Source organism: Thermoflexus hugenholtzii JAD2, assembly GCF_900187885.1.
GTDB lineage: Bacteria > Chloroflexota > Anaerolineae > Thermoflexales > Thermoflexaceae > Thermoflexus > Thermoflexus hugenholtzii.
In genome coordinates this window covers 38149-58599 of the sequence record NZ_FYEK01000018.1, presented here as the reverse complement: position 1 = coordinate 58599, position 20451 = coordinate 38149, and the positions used below count along the sequence as shown (strand labels likewise).

20 protein-coding genes and 2 tRNA genes are annotated in these 20451 nt (G+C 67.2%); 9 read left to right on the top strand and 13 right to left on the bottom strand.

Annotation, left to right across the window (positions count from 1 at the left end):
* Positions 1 to 16 precede the first annotated feature (16 nt).
* On the top strand, positions 17 to 1153 hold the full coding sequence (locus CFB18_RS04460) for a hypothetical protein (protein WP_088570602.1): 1137 nt from the start codon (positions 17 to 19) through the stop codon (positions 1151 to 1153).
* A gap of 116 nt (positions 1154 to 1269) precedes the next feature.
* Positions 1270 to 2595 (top strand): C39 family peptidase, encoded by a 1326-nt coding sequence (locus CFB18_RS04455; RefSeq protein WP_200808075.1) that lies wholly within the window; start codon positions 1270 to 1272, stop codon positions 2593 to 2595.
* A gap of 11 nt (positions 2596 to 2606) precedes the next feature.
* Here the strand turns inward: CFB18_RS04455 and CFB18_RS04450 are convergent, their stop codons facing one another.
* From CFB18_RS04450 to CFB18_RS04390, 13 genes are all read right to left on the bottom strand, one after another.
* Positions 2607 to 2792: a hypothetical protein gene (locus CFB18_RS04450; protein WP_088570601.1), complete on the bottom strand. Its 186-nt coding sequence runs from the start codon at positions 2790 to 2792 to the stop codon at positions 2607 to 2609.
* Between the two features lie 139 nt (positions 2793 to 2931).
* On the bottom strand, positions 2932 to 3816 hold the full coding sequence (gene speE / locus CFB18_RS04445; protein ID WP_088570600.1) for a polyamine aminopropyltransferase: 885 nt from the start codon (positions 3814 to 3816) through the stop codon (positions 2932 to 2934).
* A 101-nt stretch (positions 3817 to 3917) separates the two neighbouring features.
* Positions 3918 to 3990 (bottom strand) — tRNA-Lys (locus CFB18_RS04440).
* Positions 3991 to 4004: 14 nt separating this feature from the next.
* Complete coding sequence (hisD, locus tag CFB18_RS04435; RefSeq protein ID WP_088570599.1) at positions 4005 to 5330, bottom strand: histidinol dehydrogenase; 1326 nt, start codon at positions 5328 to 5330, stop codon at positions 4005 to 4007.
* Positions 5331 to 5350: 20 nt separating this feature from the next.
* Positions 5351 to 5989, bottom strand: coding sequence for a bifunctional phosphoribosyl-AMP cyclohydrolase/phosphoribosyl-ATP diphosphatase HisIE (gene hisIE / locus CFB18_RS04430; protein WP_088570598.1), 639 nt, complete (start codon positions 5987 to 5989; stop codon positions 5351 to 5353).
* On the bottom strand, positions 5946 to 6668 hold the full coding sequence (locus CFB18_RS04425) for a queuosine precursor transporter (protein WP_088570597.1): 723 nt from the start codon (positions 6666 to 6668) through the stop codon (positions 5946 to 5948). The genes hisIE and CFB18_RS04425 overlap by 44 nt, the downstream gene beginning before the upstream one ends.
* A gap of 44 nt (positions 6669 to 6712) precedes the next feature.
* Complete coding sequence (gene hisF / locus CFB18_RS04420) at positions 6713 to 7477, bottom strand: imidazole glycerol phosphate synthase subunit HisF (RefSeq protein ID WP_088570596.1); 765 nt, start codon at positions 7475 to 7477, stop codon at positions 6713 to 6715.
* Between the two features lie 66 nt (positions 7478 to 7543).
* Positions 7544 to 7957, bottom strand: coding sequence for a nucleotidyltransferase domain-containing protein (locus tag CFB18_RS04415; protein ID WP_088570595.1), 414 nt, complete (start codon positions 7955 to 7957; stop codon positions 7544 to 7546).
* Positions 7954 to 8706 carry a 1-(5-phosphoribosyl)-5-[(5-phosphoribosylamino)methylideneamino]imidazole-4-carboxamide isomerase gene (locus tag CFB18_RS04410; protein WP_088570594.1) on the bottom strand — a complete coding sequence of 251 codons (753 nt, stop codon included), beginning with the start codon at positions 8704 to 8706 and terminating at the stop codon, positions 7954 to 7956. Before CFB18_RS04410 ends, CFB18_RS04415 begins: the two co-directional genes overlap by 4 nt.
* An 8-nt stretch (positions 8707 to 8714) precedes the next feature.
* The gene (hisH, locus tag CFB18_RS04405) at positions 8715 to 9323 is read right to left on the bottom strand and encodes an imidazole glycerol phosphate synthase subunit HisH (RefSeq protein ID WP_088570593.1); all 609 of its coding nucleotides are present in this window, start codon (positions 9321 to 9323) and stop codon (positions 8715 to 8717) included.
* A 124-nt stretch (positions 9324 to 9447) separates the two neighbouring features.
* The gene (locus tag CFB18_RS04400; RefSeq protein ID WP_200808074.1) at positions 9448 to 10782 is read right to left on the bottom strand and encodes an ammonia-forming cytochrome c nitrite reductase subunit c552; all 1335 of its coding nucleotides are present in this window, start codon (positions 10780 to 10782) and stop codon (positions 9448 to 9450) included.
* 2 nt (positions 10783 to 10784) lie between these two features.
* Positions 10785 to 11270, bottom strand: a complete 486-nt coding sequence (nrfH, locus tag CFB18_RS04395; protein ID WP_088570592.1) for a cytochrome c nitrite reductase small subunit — start codon at positions 11268 to 11270, stop codon at positions 10785 to 10787.
* A 204-nt stretch (positions 11271 to 11474) separates the two neighbouring features.
* On the bottom strand, positions 11475 to 13199 hold the full coding sequence (locus CFB18_RS04390; RefSeq protein ID WP_088570591.1) for a cellulase family glycosylhydrolase: 1725 nt from the start codon (positions 13197 to 13199) through the stop codon (positions 11475 to 11477).
* Between the two features lie 461 nt (positions 13200 to 13660).
* Between CFB18_RS04390 and CFB18_RS04385 the strand changes: the two genes are divergently transcribed.
* From CFB18_RS04385 to CFB18_RS04355, 7 genes are all read left to right on the top strand, one after another.
* Positions 13661 to 13733, top strand: a tRNA-Met gene (locus tag CFB18_RS04385).
* Positions 13734 to 13981: 248 nt separating this feature from the next.
* Complete coding sequence (locus CFB18_RS04380) at positions 13982 to 14599, top strand: 4Fe-4S dicluster domain-containing protein (RefSeq protein WP_088570590.1); 618 nt, start codon at positions 13982 to 13984, stop codon at positions 14597 to 14599.
* Positions 14566 to 15474: a CoB--CoM heterodisulfide reductase iron-sulfur subunit B family protein gene (locus CFB18_RS04375; protein ID WP_088570589.1), complete on the top strand. Its 909-nt coding sequence runs from the start codon at positions 14566 to 14568 to the stop codon at positions 15472 to 15474. Before CFB18_RS04380 ends, CFB18_RS04375 begins: the two co-directional genes overlap by 34 nt.
* A complete protein-coding gene (locus tag CFB18_RS04370; RefSeq protein ID WP_088570588.1) occupies positions 15461 to 17464 on the top strand; it encodes a CoB--CoM heterodisulfide reductase iron-sulfur subunit A family protein in 2004 nt (667 codons plus the stop codon). The genes CFB18_RS04375 and CFB18_RS04370 overlap by 14 nt, the downstream gene beginning before the upstream one ends.
* A complete protein-coding gene (locus CFB18_RS04365) occupies positions 17457 to 17966 on the top strand; it encodes a hydrogenase iron-sulfur subunit (RefSeq protein WP_088570587.1) in 510 nt (169 codons plus the stop codon). Before CFB18_RS04370 ends, CFB18_RS04365 begins: the two co-directional genes overlap by 8 nt.
* Positions 17963 to 18958: an NADH-quinone oxidoreductase subunit B family protein gene (locus CFB18_RS04360; RefSeq protein ID WP_088570586.1), complete on the top strand. Its 996-nt coding sequence runs from the start codon at positions 17963 to 17965 to the stop codon at positions 18956 to 18958. The genes CFB18_RS04365 and CFB18_RS04360 overlap by 4 nt, the downstream gene beginning before the upstream one ends.
* Positions 18955 to 20421 carry a Ni/Fe hydrogenase subunit alpha gene (locus tag CFB18_RS04355; RefSeq protein ID WP_088570585.1) on the top strand — a complete coding sequence of 489 codons (1467 nt, stop codon included), beginning with the start codon at positions 18955 to 18957 and terminating at the stop codon, positions 20419 to 20421. The genes CFB18_RS04360 and CFB18_RS04355 overlap by 4 nt, the downstream gene beginning before the upstream one ends.
* Positions 20422 to 20451 lie beyond the last annotated feature (30 nt).

Genomic DNA, 20451 nt, shown 5'->3' with positions numbered 1-20451 from the left:
TCCACAGAGGAACGAAATGACATCCATGAAGGACCTCACCCTGGTGATGATGGTGGGCCCCCTGGGAGCTCACCCCATCGAGCGCACCATGGGGTTCCTCCTGCGGGTGGCCGCGCGGGAGACCCTCAGCCGAATCATAGGCACCGGTCGGGTGACCCGGGCTGTCCTGGCGGCCCCGGATCTGGAGGGACTGGAATCCCTGGGCCACGCGTCCTTTCCCCTCGAAATCGATCTGGATCCCGCCTCGCAACCCTTTGATTTCGGCTCCCGCCTGGCGGATCTGATCGCGCGTTACCGGATCTCGCGCCTTCTGTATGTCGGCGCAGGCGCTTCCCCGCTCATGACATCCGAAGACTGGGACGCAGCCCTGGAGGCTTTCCAGGAGATGGAGGAGGGGCTGCTGACCAACAACCTGCACTCCAGCGACTGGATCGCCGTCGCCCCCGCGGAGGCCGTTCGAGCACGTCCCCATCGGCTCCCCACCGACAACGCCATGGCTTGGGTCCTTCACCGGGAAGGGGGGCTCCCGGCGCGCGCCTGGCCGCGCTCCACCGCCTCCCTCCTGGACCTGGATACGCCGGTCGATGCGTTGATCGTCGCCCGTCATCCCCTGGCCCCGCCTGCCCTGCGCGCGGCGGTGGTGGAAACCGGGTGGGACGACCGCCGGGTCGCGCGGATAGAGGCCCTGCTGCGGACGCCGGGGAGCCGCCTGATCCTGGCCGGCCGGGTTCCCTCCTGGGCCTGGGCGGCCCTGGAACGCCACGCCCAGATCTGGACGCGGGTGTTCAGCGAGGAGCGCGGCATGCAGGCCAGCGCCCGGATGCAGCGCGGGGAGGTGCGCTCCCTGGTGTATGCTTACCTGCAGGCCGTCGGGCCCCGCGCGTTCTTCCAGATCTTAGGGGAGCTGGCGGACGGGGCCCTCCTGGACATCCGGGTTTGGATGGCCGCGGCCGGGCGCTGGCCGGAACCCGCGGATCGCTACGCAGCTGATCTGCTCGCGTGGGAAACCATCCGCGATCCGCTCCTGCGGGAGTGGGTGGAGGCGGCCGCCGGGGCGCCCCTCCCGGTGCTGCTGGGCGGCCACACCCTGGTCTCCGCCGGCCTGGTGGCGCTGCTGGAGAGTGCCCTGGGCATCCCCCGCCTTCCCCTGTAATTTAGCTCGCCAGCCCCGAGGCGACCCTGCCGAGATGGATGCCAACAAAACGGCAATGGCTGTCACCTCCTGACCTGGGGTAAAATGTGGGGCAACCTGTGGAACCGGGAGCGGCGATGGGCCGCTGGGGTTGGCGGATGGGAGGAGCGCTGATCCTCCTCATGGGATTAGGAGCGCTGTGGGAAGGGCTTCACCTGCTTCCCCCACGGTATGTCGCCCGTCTGGTCCCGGAGCCCCTTCAGGTCTGGTTCTGGCCCGCCCATCCCGCCGCCGTCCCTACTCCCTCGACGCCGGTATCCCCGGAGCGGCTGGCGGCCCTCCTGACGCCCCTCACGCCTACAGTGCGACCCTCCCTAGTCTCCACCCCTTCCCGGACACCGGTCCCCTCCCCTTCCCCTCCTCGTCCATCGCCCTCGCCCACTTCTCGTCCCTTGCCGACGCCGACGGTGACCCCGCCGGTTTTCCCGGGGCCCACCCAGGCCGCGCGCAACACCCCGGCCGCTCTGGAAGAGGCGGATGTCCTGCTGTATGGCGTGCGCCACACATTCCAGACCTGGAACAATTGCGGCCCGGCTACCCTGGTCATGGCGTTGAGCTTCTACGGCTGGCGAGGCACCCAGAAAGAGACTGCTTCCGTCCTTAAGCCGGACCCCGAGGACAAGAACGTTTCCCCCGAGGAGATGGCGGCCTTCGCTCGGAGTCTGGGGCTGGGGGCCCGGGTGCGGGTGAACGGGAGCATCCCCCTCCTGCAACAGCTGCTCCGGAACGGGTTCCCGGTGATCATCGAGACCGGCTTCGAGCCGGACCCCCGGCAGGGATGGATGGGACACTACCGCCTGCTCATCGGATTCAGCGAGCGGCGGGGCCAGTTCATCGTGATGGATTCTTACATGGGGCCGAACCAGGGGATCCCTTACGCTGAGGTGGACCGCTACTGGCGCCACTTCCAGCGCGCTTATATCGTGATCTATCGCCCGGAGGATGAGGAGCGGGTGCGGGCGCTGATCGGGCCGGTCTGGGACGACGATGGGCGGATGTGGGCGGAAGCCCTCGCCCGGGCCCAGGAGGAGATCGCCGCCAGCCCACGGGACGCCTTCGCCTGGTTCAACGCCGGCGCGGCGTTCCTCCGTCTGGGGCGGGCGGAGGAGGCGGCGACGGCCTTCGATCAGGCCCGGACCCTGGGGTTGCCCTGGCGGATCCTGTGGTATCGCTTCGAGCCCTTTGAGGCCTACCTGGCTGTCGGCCGCTACGCCGACGTGATCGCCCTGGCCGACGCCAACCTCCGGGTCACGCCCTACGTGGAAGAGTGGTATGACTACAAGGGGCAGGCTCTGCTGGCCTTAGGGGATCGGGAAGGCGCCCGCGCCATGTTCCAACGGGCACTACAGTTCAACCCGAACTTCCAGGCCGCTCGGGAGCATCTAACGGCCCTCACCCCATGAGCCTTCCTCATTCACCAGAGCGGCGGAGCCTCACCCCGCAGCCACCGCCCCAGCCCGATCAGCCATCCTCCCACCCGGAAGGCAAGCCCCTCATCCGGATTCCCCTGCTCCGCCAGCCGGCACAACCGCTCCCGCTCCCCCGCCACCCGATGCTCCTGCCCATACCAGTGCGCCCAGTCCTGGGCATCCAGAAACATCCGTTGTCCCCCGTTATCCGACATTTTGCACAAAAATTCGTTTTCAAGCTTCAGCAATTTAATCATCTCATAAATTTTATTTGCTGTCAAAAAGGGAGGGCTGCTTCCTTCAGGCCCTCCCTTCCGGGCGGGGGGCCGGCTAAAACGTCCCCTTCAGCATCTCCAGGCGCTCGATGAAGGCGGCTGGGGCGAAGAGCCAGGCGTGGTAAGCGGGGTCATAGTAGCGCCCTCGGAAGGGATGCGGGTTGCGGACCACCCGAGGGTCCAACCCCTTCGAGCAGACCATAAAGCTCCACCAGTTGCAGGGGTAGGTGGAATAGGGCATGGGGATGGTCTCCACATACCGGAACAGCTGGCTGAGCGCTCCCCGCACCATCGGCGCCTCATAGCCCAGGTAACCTTCCCGGAACAGAGATTCCGAAAGATGAAGGGCCAGCATCCCCTCATCGGTGAGGTGTTCCGCGCACAGCCGGAAGAAGACGGGATCGAAGAGGCGGCGGGCCAGCTCCGCCAGAGGATCGTTGGAGTCCAGAAGGATGACATCATAGGATCCGGCCTGCTCCTCGAGAAACGAACGGCCGTTGCCGATGATCAAGCGGACCCGGGGATCGTCGAAAGAGGAGGCGAACTCGGGCATGTGCTGCCGGCACAGCTCCACCACCCGGCCGTCCACCTCCACCACCGTCACCTCCTCCACCGTCGGATAGCGCAGGGCCTCCCGGGCCACCCCACCGTCCCCGCCCCCGATGACCAGCACGCGGCGGGGGTTGGGATGGGCCATCATCGCCGGGTGGACCAGGGACTCGTGATAGAAAAACTCGTCCCGCTGGGTGAACTGGATCACGCCGTCCAGGACCAGGGCCTTGCCCCAGTTCTCCAGCTCCAGGATGGCGATCTCCTGCAGCGAGCTGCGCTCGTGGGCCAGGACCCGGCGGACCTGGTAGACGGCGGTGATGGTGCTCTCCTCGGCAAAGGTCAAGGTCATGCCCTCGAAGGGCTCCTCCGCCAGCGCTCCCTGAGCCATCGGTCCTCCTCCGGATGAAAGGGATGAGCGGTTACGGCCCGCCCGAAAAAGCGAAAAGCCTTCCGCGATGGGGACATCGCAGAAGGCTTTCAGGCAGGCAGTGAGGCGGGTGGGACTCGAACCCACAACCGTCGGCTTAAAAGGCCGCTGCTCTGCCGGTTGAGCTACCGCCCCCTCCGTGTTCAATTCTAACTTTCTCTGGAGGGCCTGTCAAACCCAGCGCCCTCTCCGCCCTCCGAAAGCCGGATGCGGACGGAGGCCGCGTGGCCGTGGAGCCCCTCCACCTCCGCCAGGGTGGTGATCACCGGGGCCAGGTGGCGCAGCCCTTCCTCCGTAAGGGCCTCCACCTCGATCCGCCGGATGAAGGTGTCCACCGACACCGAGGAGGCCGCCCGGGCCCAGCCCCCCGTCGGCAGGGTGTTGTTGGTCCCGGTGGCGTAATCCCCCGCTGCCACCGCCGACCACGGCCCCAGGAAGACCGACCCGGCATGACGGATGCGCGGGAGGATGGCCCAGGGATCGCGGGTGTAGATCGCGAGGTGCTCCGGCGCGTAGGCGTTGCACACCGCGATGGCCGTCTCCAAGTCCGCGGTGACGATCAGCCCGCCGTAGGTTTCCAGGGCCTGGCGGGCGATGGACCAGCGGGGCAGCGCCGGGCCCTGACGCTCGATCTCCCGGCGCACCGCCCAAGCCAGGTCCTCGACAGGGGTGACCAGGAGGCACGAGGTCTGGGGATCGTGCTCCGCCTGGGCCAAGAGCTCCGCCGCCACCCAGTCGGGGCGGGCGGTCTCATCGGCCAGCACCACCACCTCCGTCGGGCCCGCCAGCATGTCGATGGCCGTCTCCCCCATCACCAGCATCTTGGCCGCCAAGACATAAATGTTGCCAGGGCCGACGATCTTGTCCACCCGCGGGATGGTCTCGGTGCCGTAGGCCATCGCCGCGATGGCGGCCACCCCGCCGACCAAGAAGAAATCCGTGACCCCGGCTGCCTCCGCCGCGGCCAGCACGGCCGGGTGACGCCCGGCCGGCGGGGTACAGGCCACGATGCGGGGGACGCCCGCGACGGCGGCGGGGATCCCCAGGGCATGGACGATGGTGGGATACACGGCGCGGCCGCCCGGGATGTAAAGCCCGGCGGAATCGAGGGGCCGGATGATTTGACCGGCCAGCACCCCGGGGGCCATCTCCATCAGCCAGATCGGCCGCTCTCGTTGTGCCTCGTGGAAGCGGCGGACGGCCCCGGCCTCCCGGCGCAGGGCCTCCTGAACCTCCGGGGTGAGCTCCTCCCAGGCCGCCGCCATGGCCTCCCGGCTCACCCGCCATTGCGACGGCGGCCAGTCCACCCCATCGAAGCGACGCATGTAATCCCGCACCGCCGCGTCGCCCCGTCGGCGCACGTCCTCCAGGATGGCCTTCACTTCGGGGAGCACTTCCGTGAGATCCGACCGGGCCCGCAGCAACAGGCGACGGCGTGTCTCCGGATCCAGCGCCTCCCACCGGTAGATCTCCATCGCCTTCTCCTCCCTGAAGATCAGCGAAGCCCCCGGCGCTCCGCCAGGACCTGGAGCACCGCGTCCCAGCTTAAGCCGCGCAGGCTCAGGCCCACCGTCAACATGTAAAGAAGATCCGCCGCCTCCTCCAGGACCCGGCGGTCAGGCTGATGCCGGAGGGCCAGGAGCACCTCGACGGCCTCCTCCCCGATCTTCTTGGCGATCTCATCGGGGCCGGCGGCGAACAGCTGCGCGGTGTAGGACCCCGCCTCCGGATGATCCCGCCGGGATCCCACCACCTGCTCCAGGCGGTGGAGGATCGAGCCAGGGGGCGGAGGGATCTCGCCCCCCTCCGGTTCACGATGAAAGCAGCTGGGCCGGCCGGTGTGACAGGTCGGGCCGGCCGGGAGGGCCTGCACCAGGACCGCGTCCGCGTCGCAATCCAGCCGGATCTCCACCACTCGCAGGACGTTCCCGGAGGTCTCACCTTTTCGCCAGAGGCGGCCCCGGGATCGGCTCCAGAAGTGCACCTCCCCGGTCTCCCGGGTGCGCCGGAGGGCTTCCTCGTTCATCCAGCCCAGCATCAGCACCCGGCCGGTGACCGCGTCCTGCACCACCGCCGGGCGCAGCGTCTCCTCAGATCCCGAGCTCCAGCCGGAAGGGGTTGAAATCGGTGTCATAGTCGTAATAATCCTCCTGCTCCAGCCGCTTGAGGGCGCCCACGACCAGATACGTCACCGGGGTCATCACCACCTCGACGCCGACCTTGAACAGATAGTTGGTGAGCACCAGGGTCGCGAAGAGCGTCCAGGGGAACACCCCGAACAGAGAGGCCACGGTGACGAAGACCCCGGTGTCCACCAACTGCCCCACCAGGGTGCTGCCGATGGTGCGGGACCACAGGTAGCGCCCGCGGGTGAGGATCTTCATCCGGGCCAGGGTGAAGGAGTTGGCGAACTCGCCCGACCAGTAGCCCAAGAGGCTGGCCAGGACGATGCCGCCAGTGCTCATCCCTCCCAGGATCGCTTCATACGCGCGCTGGCCGGCGTATCGCTCCCATTCCGGATCCCCGGGGAGGATCCGCACCAGCCACAGGACGAAGGCGCTCAACGCGAGACATGCGAAACCGGTCCAGATCACCCGGCGGGAGCGGCGGTAGCCGTAGACCTCGGTGAGGATATCCCCAAAGATGTAACTCACCGGGAAGAGGATCGTGCCGGCGTCGAAGGCCAGGCGCACGCCGAAGAGGCTCACCCCCCAATCGACGATCTTGGCGGAGGAGGCGATGTTGCTCACGATGAGCACGGTGACGAAAAGGGCCATCACCAGATCGAAGAAGCGATACGTGCGAGTGGGCATTCGGCACCTCTCCTGAGAGGATGTTGGCGATCCGCTTCGTCCGGTCAGACCAGGCGGACAGGGATCCCGCGCTCCGCGAGATAGCGCTTGAGATCGGCGATGCGGAGCTCGCGGAAATGGAAGAGGGAGGCGGCCAGGGCCGCGTCGGCTTTCCCCTCGGTGAAGACCCGGTAGAAATGCTCCGGCGCCCCCGCTCCCCCGGAGGCGATGACGGGGATCCCCACCGCCTCGGCCACGGCGCGGGTGAGGGCCAGATCATAACCCTCCCGGGTGCCGTCCGCGTCGATGCTGGTGAGCAGGATCTCCCCGGCCCCCCGGCGCTCGGCCTCCCGGGCCCACGCCACCGCGTCCAGCCCGGTGGGCGTGCGCCCGCCGTGGATGTAGACCTCCCACCGGTCCGGGCCGACCCGTTTGGCGTCGATGGCCACCACCACGCACTGGGAGCCGAAACGCCGCGCCGCCTCCGTGATCCGCTCGGGGTGCTGCACCGCCGCCGTGTTGATGCTCACCTTGTCCGCCCCCGCCCGCAACAGGGCCCGGAAATCCTCTACATCCCGAACCCCCCCGCCGACGGTGAAGGGGATGGAGAGGACCTCCGCCACGCGCCGCACCACCTCCAGCAGGATCCCGCGGTCCTCCACGGAGGCGGTGATATCCAGGAAGACCAGCTCGTCAGCCCCCTCCTCCTCATAGAACCGAGCGTGCGCCACCGGGTCCCCGGCGTCGCGCAGGTCAACGAACCGCACCCCCTTGACCACCCGCCCAGCACGAATGTCCAGACACGGGATGATACGCCTGGCCAGCGCCATCTTCACCTCGCCTTTGATACGGAATTTGGGCCTACGCTGAGCCGGCCACACGCTCCGGATCGACCTTCACGGCAACAGCTCCCTCAGGAATTGGCGGACATAAGGCTCCCAGTGCATCCATTCCCAGCCCGTCCGCTCCAGGAGTTCCACGAAGCGCTCCACATCGCGGATGAGCAACGGGCGGCCGTTCAGGATCTGAACCTGCAGCCCCAGCGGCGCGCGGGTGAAGACCACCACATCCACCGGATAGCCCAGGGCGACGCTCCAGTCCGCGGCGCGATCGATCTCATAGCGCTCGGGGTCCGCCCCCAGGGCCAGCCCCAGGCCGACGTCGATGTCCGCGAAGGGCAGCTCGGGATCCAGGAAGGAGCCGAAGACGGTAGCGAACTCGACCTCCGCCTCCCTCTCCACCTGCGCCCGCAGCCGGTCCAGCAGGCGCTCCCGCTCCGCCATCGGGAGAAAGAACCGCGGCCGCATCATCTGGGGCCTCCGGGTTCGGTCGGACGCAGGCGCCTCATCGCCTCGCGCAGGGTGAACCGCCCCTCATGCAGCGCCCGGCCGAGGATCAGCGCCTCCAGGCCGTGGGCCGCCGCGCGGGCCGCCGCCTCCACGTGTTCGAGGGTCCCCACGCCCCCGGAGAGCAACACCCGCGCGCCGCTGGCCTGGGCGATCCGGAGGGCTCCTTCCACATCCGGCCCGGCGAGGGTGCCGTCCCGCATCGTGTCCGTATAAAGGACCCGGCACACTCCCCGCGCGGCCCACGCCCGGGCGAAGGCCTCGGGGTCCCCCGCCGCTTCCTGCCAGCCCGCCCAGGTCAGCTGCCCTCCTCGCACCTCCACTGCCAGCACCAGGCGCTCGGGCCCGAAGCGGGCCAGGGCGGCCTCAAAGGATGCGGGATCCCGCACGGCCATGGTCCCCACCACCGCACGCGCAACCCCCCAGGAGAAGGCCCGCTCTAAGTCCGCCAGGCTGCGCAGGCCGCCGCCCATCTGGACCTGGAGCGGGGCCTCCCGGACCAGGCGGGCGATCGCCGCGGCGCTGGCCCCCGAGGCCCCGAAGGCGCCATCCAGGTGGACGACGTGCAGCCAGCGGGCGCCCTCTTCCGCCCAGCGCGCCGCCTGCTCCAGGGGATCCAACGGATACACGATCCGACGGCGGGGGTCCCCCTGGATCAGGCGGACGACCTGGCCCTCCAGCAAATCAAGGGAAGGGATCAGCTCCAGCACCATTGGGGGTCTCACAGGCGCAAGAAGTTCTCCAGGATCCGCTGGCCCACGCGGTGGCTTTTTTCGGGGTGGAACTGGACGCCCATCACCGGCCCGTGGGCCACCGCCGAGGCGTAGCGGATCCCGTAAACCGTGGTGGCGATGACCACCTCCGGATCCTCCGGCTCGCAATAATACCCATGCACGAAATAAGCGTAGGCGCCGTCCGGGACTCCGTGCAGGAGGGGATGGTCGCCCTGACGCTCCAGCTGGTTCCATCCGATTTGGGGGATCTTCCCGGCTTCAGGAGGGAAACGGCGGACGCGGCCCCCCAGCAACCCCAGGCCGGTGTAGCGGCCCATCTCTTCGCTTTCCTCGAAGAGGAGCTGCATCCCCAGGCAGATGCCCAGGAGAGGCTTGCCGGCGGCGACGGCGGCCCGCAGCGGCGCCACCCAGCCCCGGGCCCGCAGGCCGGCCATGCCGTCCCCGAAGGCCCCCACGCCGGGCAGGATCAGGCGGTCCGCCCACTCCAGGTCCGCCGGATCCTCGCTCAGCCGCACCTCGGCGCCCAGGCGCTGGAGCGCCCGCACCACGTTCCCCAGGTTGCCGATCCCGTAATCGATCACCAGAACCCGCGTCATATGTGCCCCCACCATGTGCTCTTTATTCTATCGCACGCTGGGGGCTCGCGAGCGGCCAAGCATGAAACAACGGGGCCGGGCCTTCAGCGGGCCCGGCCCCACAGATCGACCACAAAGGGCAAGGTTACGGGGTGGCAGCCTGGGCCTGCGGCCGCTGGAGGGCCTGCACGGCTTTCAGCTGGGCCTGGCGAGCGTAGTTGATGGCTTCCGCCAGCAACCGCATGGCCTCCTGGGGGTTGTGGAAGCCGAGGGAGTTCTCCACGGCCACGAAATCCCAGCGCATGTGGGCCTTGCGGAACAGCGTCCGGGCCTCCTCCGCCAGCTGGGGATCCGCGTTGGGGTTGTCCTTGATCGCCTTCAGGGCTTCGACGGCCTCCACCAGGGCCATCTCCGCCGCATCCTGAAGGGCCTTGGTGGTCGTCTGGATGATCTCCACCCGCTTTCGGATGAAGGGGATGTCCAGGTGGCACGTGCCGCAGGCCTGCTCCATGCGATGCCACGGGCTGGCCGCCTGATGGGAGGTGTATTTGATCCCACCCTCGATCACAAAGGGCATATGGCAGTCCGCGCAGGCCACCCCGGCCAGATAGTGAGTAGAGTTAGCCGTATACATCTCATATTCTGGATGCTGGAACTTGACCAGCGGCACGCCGGTGGAGGGATGGGTCCAGTCCGCGAACTTGCGCTCGTTGTAGTAAGCCTCGATGTCCTCAAAGCGGGTCCCCTTCTCCCACGGGAACACCAAGTAATCCTTGGGCTCCTTCGCGAAGTAATACTCCACGTGGCACTGGGCGCAGGTCAGGGTGCGCAGCTCCTGGCGGGTGAGCTGATGGATGTCCTTGCCCAGCTTCTGGAGGGCCTCCTTCAGGGCCACCTGCTGGATCGTAGGCGCCATGGTCTTGGGGTCGTGGCAGTTGGCGCAGGAGACCGGATGCTTCACCTTCCCTTCCTCATAGAGCTTTTCGAAGGAGGCCGCGTAGAAGTTCGCCGGGCCCATCTCCTCCAGCAGGCGGGGGACATCGGCTGACTTGCAGCTCCAGCAGGTCCCCGGGGTCACCCCGCCGCGCTTCTGGGCCAGGGCCTGGCGCCGCTTGCTTTTGAGCGTGTCCTCCACGGAGTAGGCGTGCCCGCGGTCTTCCCCCCATTCGACGGCGAAGAGGTAGCCCTCCCATAGGATCTTTAAGCGGGGATCCTCCTCCAGCTTGTCGAAGGGCACCGAGCCCGCGTAGAGGGTCTTGCGGCCCTCCTTGGTGCGGAGCCAGCTCTCATACTCCCGGGGGAAGGCCAAGCCCCATACCGCGGGGTTCGTTTCCCCCTCGGGAATGGCCACCGGCCGCACCACCTCCAGGCGCGGCCCGCGCAGCTGGACGATCACCAGCGCCAGGGCCAGGCCCAGCACGATCACCAGGGCCACCAGACCCGTAATTCGTAGCCAGAGCGGCGGCATTCGCTGGAACATCCTCACCTCCTTTCGGAGAGGGTGCCGAAGGCGATGGAACGGCGTTCCCCATGGGCCACCGTGCGATGGCAATCGAAGCAGAACCGCTCCCCCTGAAGCAATCCACTTTGACCGGAGACCGTATTGAAATGGCAGCGCACGCAGTTCGCCTGAACGATCTGCTGGGTCAACGGGTCTGCACGGATCTGGGCGGGGATCTGATACGTAGTGTAGAAGTAGACGTGTTGGATTCCCTTCGTGACCTTCGTCGCCCATTTGGCGGGGAACTCATGGGGAGTATGGCAATCGTTGCACACCGCAACCCGGCGATGGGCGGCGTGGAACCAGCCCTCGTAGGAAGCGTTCATCACGTGGCAGTTGTTACAGGCTTGCGGATCATCAGATAGATAAGCGCCGAGGCCCTGAGGGGTGAGGAATAGCGCGCCCAGCCCGGCGACGATGAGCACACCGATCACCCCTCCGATCGCCCAGTAGACGGTCGTCCGCATCCGCAGCCTCCCCGAGGGGTGTCCTCTCGAGGGGTCGAAGCCCCAAGCTCCTAATGATTATTCCATTGCCACAATAACGGAGGTCGGATGCCAAGGCCAGTGAACCTCTTCACAATCTGAGAATGACCTAAAACCTGACCGATCCGTCCATTTTGAGCGCGGGCTTTCGGCCCGGGGGATCTGTGCCGGGAGGCACACCGTCCCTCACGGGGGCGGAGGCCGGTCATCGGGAGGCGCGTCCCTGTGCTCCTGAGAACGCCATCGGGCGCTTCGGTAGAGGAGCCCTCCCATCAGCCCGGCCAGCCATCCCAGGCTGAGGGCCGGCGAGATCGCCTCCCCCTCCCGCCCCACCCGGATGCGTGCCAGAACCACGGTCCCTGCTTCCACGGTGACCTCTGCCGAATGCAGACCCACCCCGCTCGGAAGCTCCACCGCCCAGCTTCCTGCCGGCAAACGGAACGCCCGAGGCGGCCCGCCGTCGAGCGCCACCCGAAGGCGCGCATCCCCCTCGCTGGTCCCTTCCAGGCGCAGCCGTCCGCCGTAGAAGGTCCACATCACCCGGGCTCCCGGAGCGCCCCGACGGGCGCCCTCCCCCGCCTCCGCCCACGGGCCCTCCCAACGCAGCGCCCAGTGGGCCGCCGTGTGGACCCCGGGGTCCATCCGGGGAGGCTGATGGAGATAGGACTTGAGGGCTTGATAAGCCGGCAGCGGCGTGAAGTCCGGCTCCACGATGGCGAAGTAATAGAACGATTGATCCCGCTCCCGATCCGAGGCCCGCTTGAAGAACCACACGCTGGCCACCGCCACCCATGGCCACTCCCGCCGGATGCGCTCGAAAGCCTCCACCAGATAGCGGGCTTTCTGTTCCTCGGTCACCTGGCCGAAGCGCTTGTCCCCCACCCAGTCCGGCACCGCGTTCCAGCCCATCTCCGCAATGTAGATGGGCTTGTGCGCATCCCCATGGCGCACCATGACATCCCGGATGTAAAGGGCCCGGTTGATGTTGATGACGTAGGGTCGCAGGCGGCGGTCCGTGGGCCCGGACCACAGGCCGTAGCCCTGGACGGAGAGGGCATCGAAGCAGGATCCTGCCCCGGCCCGATACATGCGTTCCAGGAAGACGACGTCGTTGATCCCGTTGGGCGGATAGGGGTTGAGGGAGAGGGTGGGGGCCAGGGCCCCGGCGATGACCACGATGCGGGGGTCCACGGCCTTCAGCCGGCGATAGGCCCGGCACAACAGGTCCGTATACGCCTCGGGGTCCACGGCGCAGGTCGGACAGGAGCCCCACTCCGGGGCGATGTTGGGCTCATTCCAGATCTGATAGTGGAAAACCCGTCCCCGATAGCGACGGGCCACCGCCTCGGCGAAATCGGCGAAATCCTCTGGATTGTCCGGTGGGGCGAAGGCGCCCCGGGCCTCCCCGTCACGGCGCGACCAAGCCGGCGGGCTGGTCAGCCGCACGATCAGGCGCAGGCCGTAGCGCTCTGCCAGCGCGACGATGTGGTCGTATTTCTCCCAGGCCGAGCGATGCGGGAGATGCCGGCGGTCCTCGAAATCCCCCTTGCCGTGGATCTCGATGTCCGCCCAGGGGAACTCCTGTCGGATCCAGCGGAAGCCCGCCTCGGCGATCATGCGCACCGTCCGCTCCCGCTTCTCCGGCTCGACCTCTTGCTCGAGGAAGGTGTTGATGCCGAAGGGGGGATCCTCCGTGTGGGCCACCGGCACGTCGGGGGCCAGCAGGGGAGCCGGGCGCAAGGGGTTGGTGAGATAATGCAGGACACCCCGCAGGCGGGCGAGGGGGTTCTCCTCCCCGGTCACCGTGTAAGCCCAATCCATCAGGGCCGGCCCGGCCCTCCACAGGCTCAGAAGCCCCAGCCCGACCAGGGCCAGCGCGATCGCTGTCCCCCATCCCCTTCCGTCACGCATCGGAATCGCCCCATCTACGTTATGGAGACGCTCCTTTCATCCCTGCGGATGGCCGGGCATCCGCAGAAGCCGTCCCGGGATCCGTGGAACTTGATCCCCGGATTTCTTCCTGCTTCCATCGATCGAAGCCCGTAAACAGGGGTTTCAGTTTGCATGATTGTAGGCCGATCCGCAGGTTTAGGCCCCGGTCGGCTCAGGCGCTGAGGGCCCGCAAGAGACCGATCCACGACTCCCGGATCCCCAGCCGACCATGCCCCGTGGTCCCTCCCCGGACGTCCACCGGCTGGCCCAGGATCCCCGCCCTGGGATCCCGCGCCTCGATCCCGGGTGTGTCCCGATTTTGTCGGGCCTGGCCGCCTTGTAGGACAACCGCGAGCAGTTGTCCTGCGATTTTGGGACACACCCAGGCACCCGGCCGCGTTGACGCCTCGGCCTCGACGGCGTTATAATAATGACAGACTGGCGAGGTAGCTCAAGTGGCAGAGCAGCCGGCTCATAATCGGCGGGTTGTGGGTTCGAGTCCCACCCTCGCCACTCGCGGAACCCCAAGCGCCCCGGGTAGACCCCCGGGGCGTTTTTCACGATTCCCCGGAGCCCACCCCTCCTTGTGATCTTTTTCACCATATAATGTGAAATTCTTCACTTTTTGCCTCCCGGGGATCTGCTGGAATAGAAGCTGGGGATGGTATCTCGGACCTCCTCCCGGTTGAGGTGGGAACGGGAGGAGCGTGACACATGCGGACAGATCGGACCCCAGCGCCGTTAGAGAAAGGAGCCGGCGCATGGCCGCCCTGGAGCGCCGCATCCGCTATGAGGCGGAACTGGACCCCTCGTTCGCCCGGGAGATCATCGCGCTGAGCGGCTCCCCTTCCTTGATGGAATGCATCCAGTGCGGGACCTGCAGCAGCGCCTGTCCCCTCAGCCTATATATGGACTACACCCCGCGCCGCATCATCGCTATGGTCCGCGAGGGGTTCAAACAGGAGGTCCTGCGCAGCCTGACGATCTGGCTGTGCGCCTCGTGCTATGCGTGCACGGTCGAGTGCCCGAAGGGGATCCGCATCACAGACGTCATGTATGCCCTCAAGCGCTACGCCATCCGGGAGGGAATCCATCCCCGGCGCTTCCCCACCCCCCTCCTGGCCCGCCTGTTCTACGAGACCGTCCGCCGCAACGGGCGCCTCACCGAGAGCTGGACGGTCCTGAAGCTCTACCTGCAGGCGTATCCCCTCCGCATCCTGGCGATGGCGCCGATGGGATGGAAGCTGCTGCGCCGGGGACGTTTCCCGCTCCGCCCGGAGCGCATCCGGGATCGCCCGGGGCTGCAGCGGGTGCTTCGGGTCGCCGAAGAAAAGGAGGGCTCGCGATGGCCTATCTCTACTTCCCCGGGTGTTCGCTGAAAGGGACCGGCCGGGCTTACGAGGAATCCCTGCGGGCGGTGTTCGAAGCCCTGGGAGCTCCCCTCATTGAGCTCGAGGACTGGAACTGCTGTGGAGCCACCACGTATATGTCCATTGACGAGCGCCAGGCCTTCGCCCTGGCGGCTCGCAACCTCGCCCTGGCGGAAGCGCAGAATCCCTCCCCCGCCGACGGGGTGGAGCTCATCGCCCCGTGCAGCGCGTGCTACCTGGTCCTCCTGAAAACGCAGCAGTGTCTGGCCACGGAGGCCTCCCTCTGCCAGCGCATCTCCACCGCCTTGAAGGAAGAAGGGCTCTGCTACCGCGGCCGCGTCCGCATCCGCCACCCGCTGGACGTGCTGGTCCACGACGTCGGCCTGCAGGAGCTCTCCCGCCGCGTGCAGCATCCCCTTCGGGGAATGCGGGTGGCGTGCTACTACGGCTGTCAGATCGTGCGGCCTTACGCCCTCTTCGACGATCCCCATCGCCCCACCACCCTGGACGATCTGGTCCGCGCCCTGGGCGCAGAGCCGGTGGACTGGGCCCTTCGCACGCACTGTTGCGGGGGAAGCCTGACCGGGACCCTACCGGAGGTGGGTCTGCGCCTGAATTACCTGCTCCTCCGCGAGGCTCAGCGCCGGGGGGCTGACTGCATCATCACCGTCTGTCCGCTCTGCCAGTTCAACCTGGAGGCCTATCAGGATCAGATCCGGCGGCGCTATCCGGATCTGAACGCCATGCCGGTTCTCTACTTCACCCAGCTCATCGGGCTGGCGATGGGTCTCCCGCCGCAGGCCCTCGGGATGCAGCGCCTGATGGTCCCTTTGATCCAGCCCGTGGGGGCTTTCGCGAAGGGAGGAGTCCATGGGCGGGCATGAAGTCTATCCGGACGGGGCGCCTCGCATCGGCGTTTATGTATGCCATTGCGGCCTGAACATCGCCGGGAAGGTGGATGTTCACGAGGTGGTGGCGTTCGCGCGGACGCTGCCTTTTGTGGTCGTGGCCCGTGAATACAAGTTCATGTGCTCGGATCCCGGCCAGGAGCTGATCCGGGAGGACATCCGCGAGCTGAACCTGAACCGGGTGGTGGTGGCCTCCTGCTCTCCGCTCCTCCATGAGGCGACCTTCCGCCGTGTGCTGGAGCAGGCCGGCCAGAACCCCTTCTTCTTCCAGATGGTCAACATCCGCGAGCACGTCAGCTGGGTCACCGAGGATCCCCGCGAGGCGACGGAGAAGGCGAAGGCCCTGGTGGCGGCCGCCGTCCGGCGGGTGATCTTCCACGAGCCCCTGCAGCGCCGGCGGGTGCCGGTGAAGGATCGGGTCCTGGTGGTCGGCGGCGGCATCGCCGGGATCCACGCCGCCCTCACCCTGGCCGATGCCGGGAAGCACGTTTATCTGGTGGAGCGGGAGCCGACCATCGGCGGCCACATGGCCCTGTTCGACAAGACCTTCCCCACCCTCGACTGCGCTGCCTGCATCCTGACCCCCAAGATGTCCGCCGTGGCCTCCCATCCCAACATCACCCTCTGGACTTACTCCGAAGTCATCGGGGTCGAGGGATTCGTGGGCAACTTCCGGGTCCGGGTGCGGCGGAAACCCCGCTATGTGATCGAGGAGCTCTGCGTCGGCTGCCTGCAATGCATCGACGCCTGCGTCTATAAAGACGCCCGCTTCCCGGACGAGTTCAACCTGGGCCTGGGCAAACGCAAGCCCATCTACATCCCCTTCCCCCAGGCCACCCCGCGGGTGGTCCTGATCGACCCCGAGACATGCATCTGGTTTAAGACCGGCAAGTGCAAGCGGACGTGCCTGGAGGCCTGCGAACGGAAGGCCATCGATTTCGAACAGCAGGAACGGATCGAGGAGATCGAGGTGGGGGCCATCATCCTGGCCACCGGCTTCAAAACCTTCGATCCGCGCCGCATCCCCGAATACGGCTACGGGAAATACCCCAACGTCTACACCGCCCTGGAGGTGGAGCGCCTGGTCAACGCCGCCGGCCCGACGGGGGGGGAGGTGCGGCTGCGGGACGGGCGCATCCCCCAGCGGGTCGGGATCATCCATTGTGTGGGATCCCGGGACGAGCGGTTCAACCGCTACTGCTCCCGGGTCTGCTGCATGTATTCCCTCAAGCTGGCCCATCTCATCAAGGAGCGGACCGGCGCTGAGGTCTACAACTTCTACATCGACATGCGTACCCCTGGGAAGGGCTACGAGGAGTTCTACGATCGTCTCCTCCAAGAAGGGGTGCACTTCATCCGGGGGCGTGTGGCAGAGGTCACCGACTGGGCCGTCACCCCCGAGGAAGAGGGCAAGCTGATCATCCGAGTGGAGGACACCCTGATCGGGGTGGTGCGCCGGATCCCGGTGGACATGGTGGTCCTCGCCGTGGGCCTGGAGCCGCAGCCCGACGCCGATGCCGTGCGACGGATGTTCAACATCTCCTGCAGCAAGGAGGGCTTCTTCCTGGAACGCCATCCCAAGCTGGCCCCCGTCTCCACCTTCACGGACGGCATCTTCCTGGCCGGCGCGTGTCAGGGCCCTAAGGACATCCCGGACAGCGTGGCCCAGGCAGGGGCGGCGGCGGCGGAAGCCATGGCCCTGATCGATAAGGGCTACGTGGAGCTGGAGCCCAACACCGCTTACATCGTCGAAGAGCTGTGCTCCGGCTGCAAGACCTGCATCGGCCTCTGCCCCTACAACGCCATCTCCTTCGATGAGGCCCGAGGGGTGGCCGTCATCAACGAGGCCCTCTGCAAGGGGTGCGGCACCTGCGTCGCCGCATGCCCGTCCGGCGCAGCTCGTCAGCATCTGTTCGAAGATGCCCAGATCCTCCAGGAGATCGAAGGAGTGCTGGCCTATGTCTGAGCGACCGGCAGGGAACGGCGATTCCTTCGAGCCGCGCATCGTCGCTTTCTTCTGCAATTGGTGCACCTACACGGCGGCCGATCTGGCAGGGACCGCCCGCATGACCTATGCGCCCAACATCCGGATCATCCGTCTGATGTGCTCCGGGCGAATGGATCCTCAGTTCGTCCTGGCCGCCTTCCGACAGGGCGCCGACGGCGTCCTCATCGGCGGATGTCACCCGGGCGATTGCCATTACCAGGAGGGCAACTATAAAGCCCTGCGCCGTTACCTGTTGCTGAAACGCCTGCTGCGGGACCTGGGCATCGAAGAGGAGCGCCTGCGGCTGGTCTGGATCTCCGCCTCCGAAGGAGACCGCGTCCAGAAGGTGGCGAACGAGTTCACCGAGACCATCCGCCGGCTGGGGCCCCTGCGCTTGGCTCCGCGGCCCGGGCGGATCCACCTCCCGGCGCCCGCCCAGCCCGGGCCTCAGCCCGCCGTCCGGGAAGGAGCGCAGCCATGAGCAAGCCGAAGGTGGCTTTCTACTGGTGCGCCTCCTGCGGGGGCTGCGAGGAGGCCATCGTCGACCTGGCTGAGGAGATCCTCCAGGTCGTGGAGGCGGTGGAGATCGCCTTCTGGCCGGTGGCCCTGGACTTCAAGCGGGAGGACGTGGAACGGCTGGCGGACGGGGAGCTGGCCGCCGCCTTCATCAACGGCGCCATCCGGACCTCAGAGCAGGTGGAAATGGCCCATCTTCTGCGCGCCAAGGCCCGCCTCCTCATCGCCTTCGGCAGCTGCTCCCATATGGGCGGCGTCCCCGGGCTGGCCAACCTCTTCGACCGGGAGGAGATCCTCCGTTACGTCTATGAAGAAGCGCCCACGGTCCACAACCCCCAGCGGGTGCGCCCGGAGACGCGCATCGAGGTGGACGAGGGCCTCCTCACCTTGCCCGCCTTCGACGAAGCCGTTCGCACCCTGGACCAGACCGTAGAGGTCGATTACTACCTGCCGGGCTGTCCGCCGCCGGTGGGGCTGATCCGAAGCGCCCTCCAAGCGCTTCTGGAGGGGCAGCTGCCGCCCAGGGGCTCCGTGCTGGCCCCGGACGTGGCCCTGTGTGCCGAGTGCCCTCGCAAGCCCACCAAGCCGGAGCGGCTGGCCCTGAAGGACCTCAAGCGCCCCCATCAGGTCCTCATCGACCCGCAAACCTGTCTGCTGGCCCAGGGAATCATCTGCCTGGGCCCGGCGACCCGCAGCGGCTGCGGGGCCGCCTGCATCCAGGGGAACATGCCCTGCACCGGCTGTCTGGGGCCTACCAGCCGCGTCCTGGACGGCGGCGCGAAGGCCCTCTCCGCCCTGGCCTCGCTGCTGGACGCCACCGAGGAGGCGGAGATCGAGCGCATCCTGGAAGGCATCCCTGACCCAGTTGGCCTGTTTTATCGCTACAGCCTCCCGGCCTCGCTGCTCCACCGGCGGGCCGGGAACGGCCGGCGCGTCCAGGAAGGGAGGACCCGATGAGCCGTCGTGAGATCGTGGTCGACCCGATCACCCGCCTGGAAGGGCACGGCAAGATCCACATCTTCCTGAACGAAAAAGGGGATGTGGAACGGGCTTACTTCCAGGTCCCGGAGCTGCGGGGCTTTGAGAAGTTCGTGGTCGGCCGTCCCGCCGAGGAGATGCCCCAGATCACCTCCCGGATCTGCGGGGTCTGCCCCACCGCCCATCACATGGCAGCCACCAAAGCCCTGGATGACCTGTATCAGGTGGAGCCCCCGCCGGCGGCGAAGAAGATCCGCGAGCTGATCTACTGCACCTTCATGGTCGAAGACCATGCTCTGCACTTCTACTTCCTGGGCGGGCCCGATTTCGTCGTCGGCCCGACAGCGCCCCGCGCCGAACGGAACATCCTGGGGGTCCTGGCCCGCGTCGGCCTGGAGATCGGGCGGGAGGTGATCGGGCTGCGCAAACAGCTGCGCGAGCTCATCACCCGGGTGGGCGGCAAGGTCATCCATCCGGTCTTCGGGCTCCCCGGCGGCATCGCCAAAGCCCTCACCCCGGAGGACCGGGAGGCCTTCCTGGCCGGAGCCGATCGGGCCGTCGAGTTCGCCCTCTTCAGCCTGAAGCTGTTTGAGGACATCGTCCTCAGGAACCCGCAGTATGTGGAATGGATCCGCTCGGAGGCCTACACCCACCGCACCTATTACATGGGCCTGGTGGACGAGCGGAACCGGGTGAACTTCTATGACGGATGGCTCCGGGTAGTGGACCCCCATGGGCGGGAGTTCCTGAAGTTCCCGGCCCGCGACTACCTCCGGCATATCGCCGAGCATGTGGAGCCGTGGAGCTACATCAAGTTCTGTTACCTCCGGGATGTTGGATGGAAAGGCTTCACCGATGGGCCGGAAAGCGGGATTTACAGCGTGGCCCCGCTGGCGCGTCTGAACGCCGCGGAGGGCATGGCCACCCCGCGGGCTCAGGAGGCATATGAGCAGTTCTACGCCACCCTGGGCGGCAAGCCGGTCCACCACACCCTGGCCAACCACTGGGCTCGCCTCATCGAGCTGCTCTACGCCGCCGAGCGGATGCAGGAGCTGGCGCGCGATCCCGAGATCCTGGACCCGCACGTGCGGAACCTGCCTGCGGCCATCCCCCGCGAAGGGATCGGGGTAGTGGAAGCGCCCCGCGGCACGCTGATCCACCATTACGAGACCGACGAGCGGGGGATCATCACCCGGGCCAATCTCATCGTCGCCACCCAGAACAACGCCGCCCGCATCGCCATGTCCGTGGACAAGGCCGCCCGCTCCGTGATCCGAGGAGGGGTGGTCGACGACGGCCTCCTGAACCTGGTGGAGATGGCCTTCCGGGCCTACGACCCGTGCCACGGCTGCGCCACCCACGCCCTCCCCGGCCAGATGCCTCTCCTGATTCGGATCTATAACCCGCGCGGAGAGCTCGTCCGCGAGCTCCGCCGGGATTGAGCGGGAGGGTCGCCCAAGCGGGGGAGGATT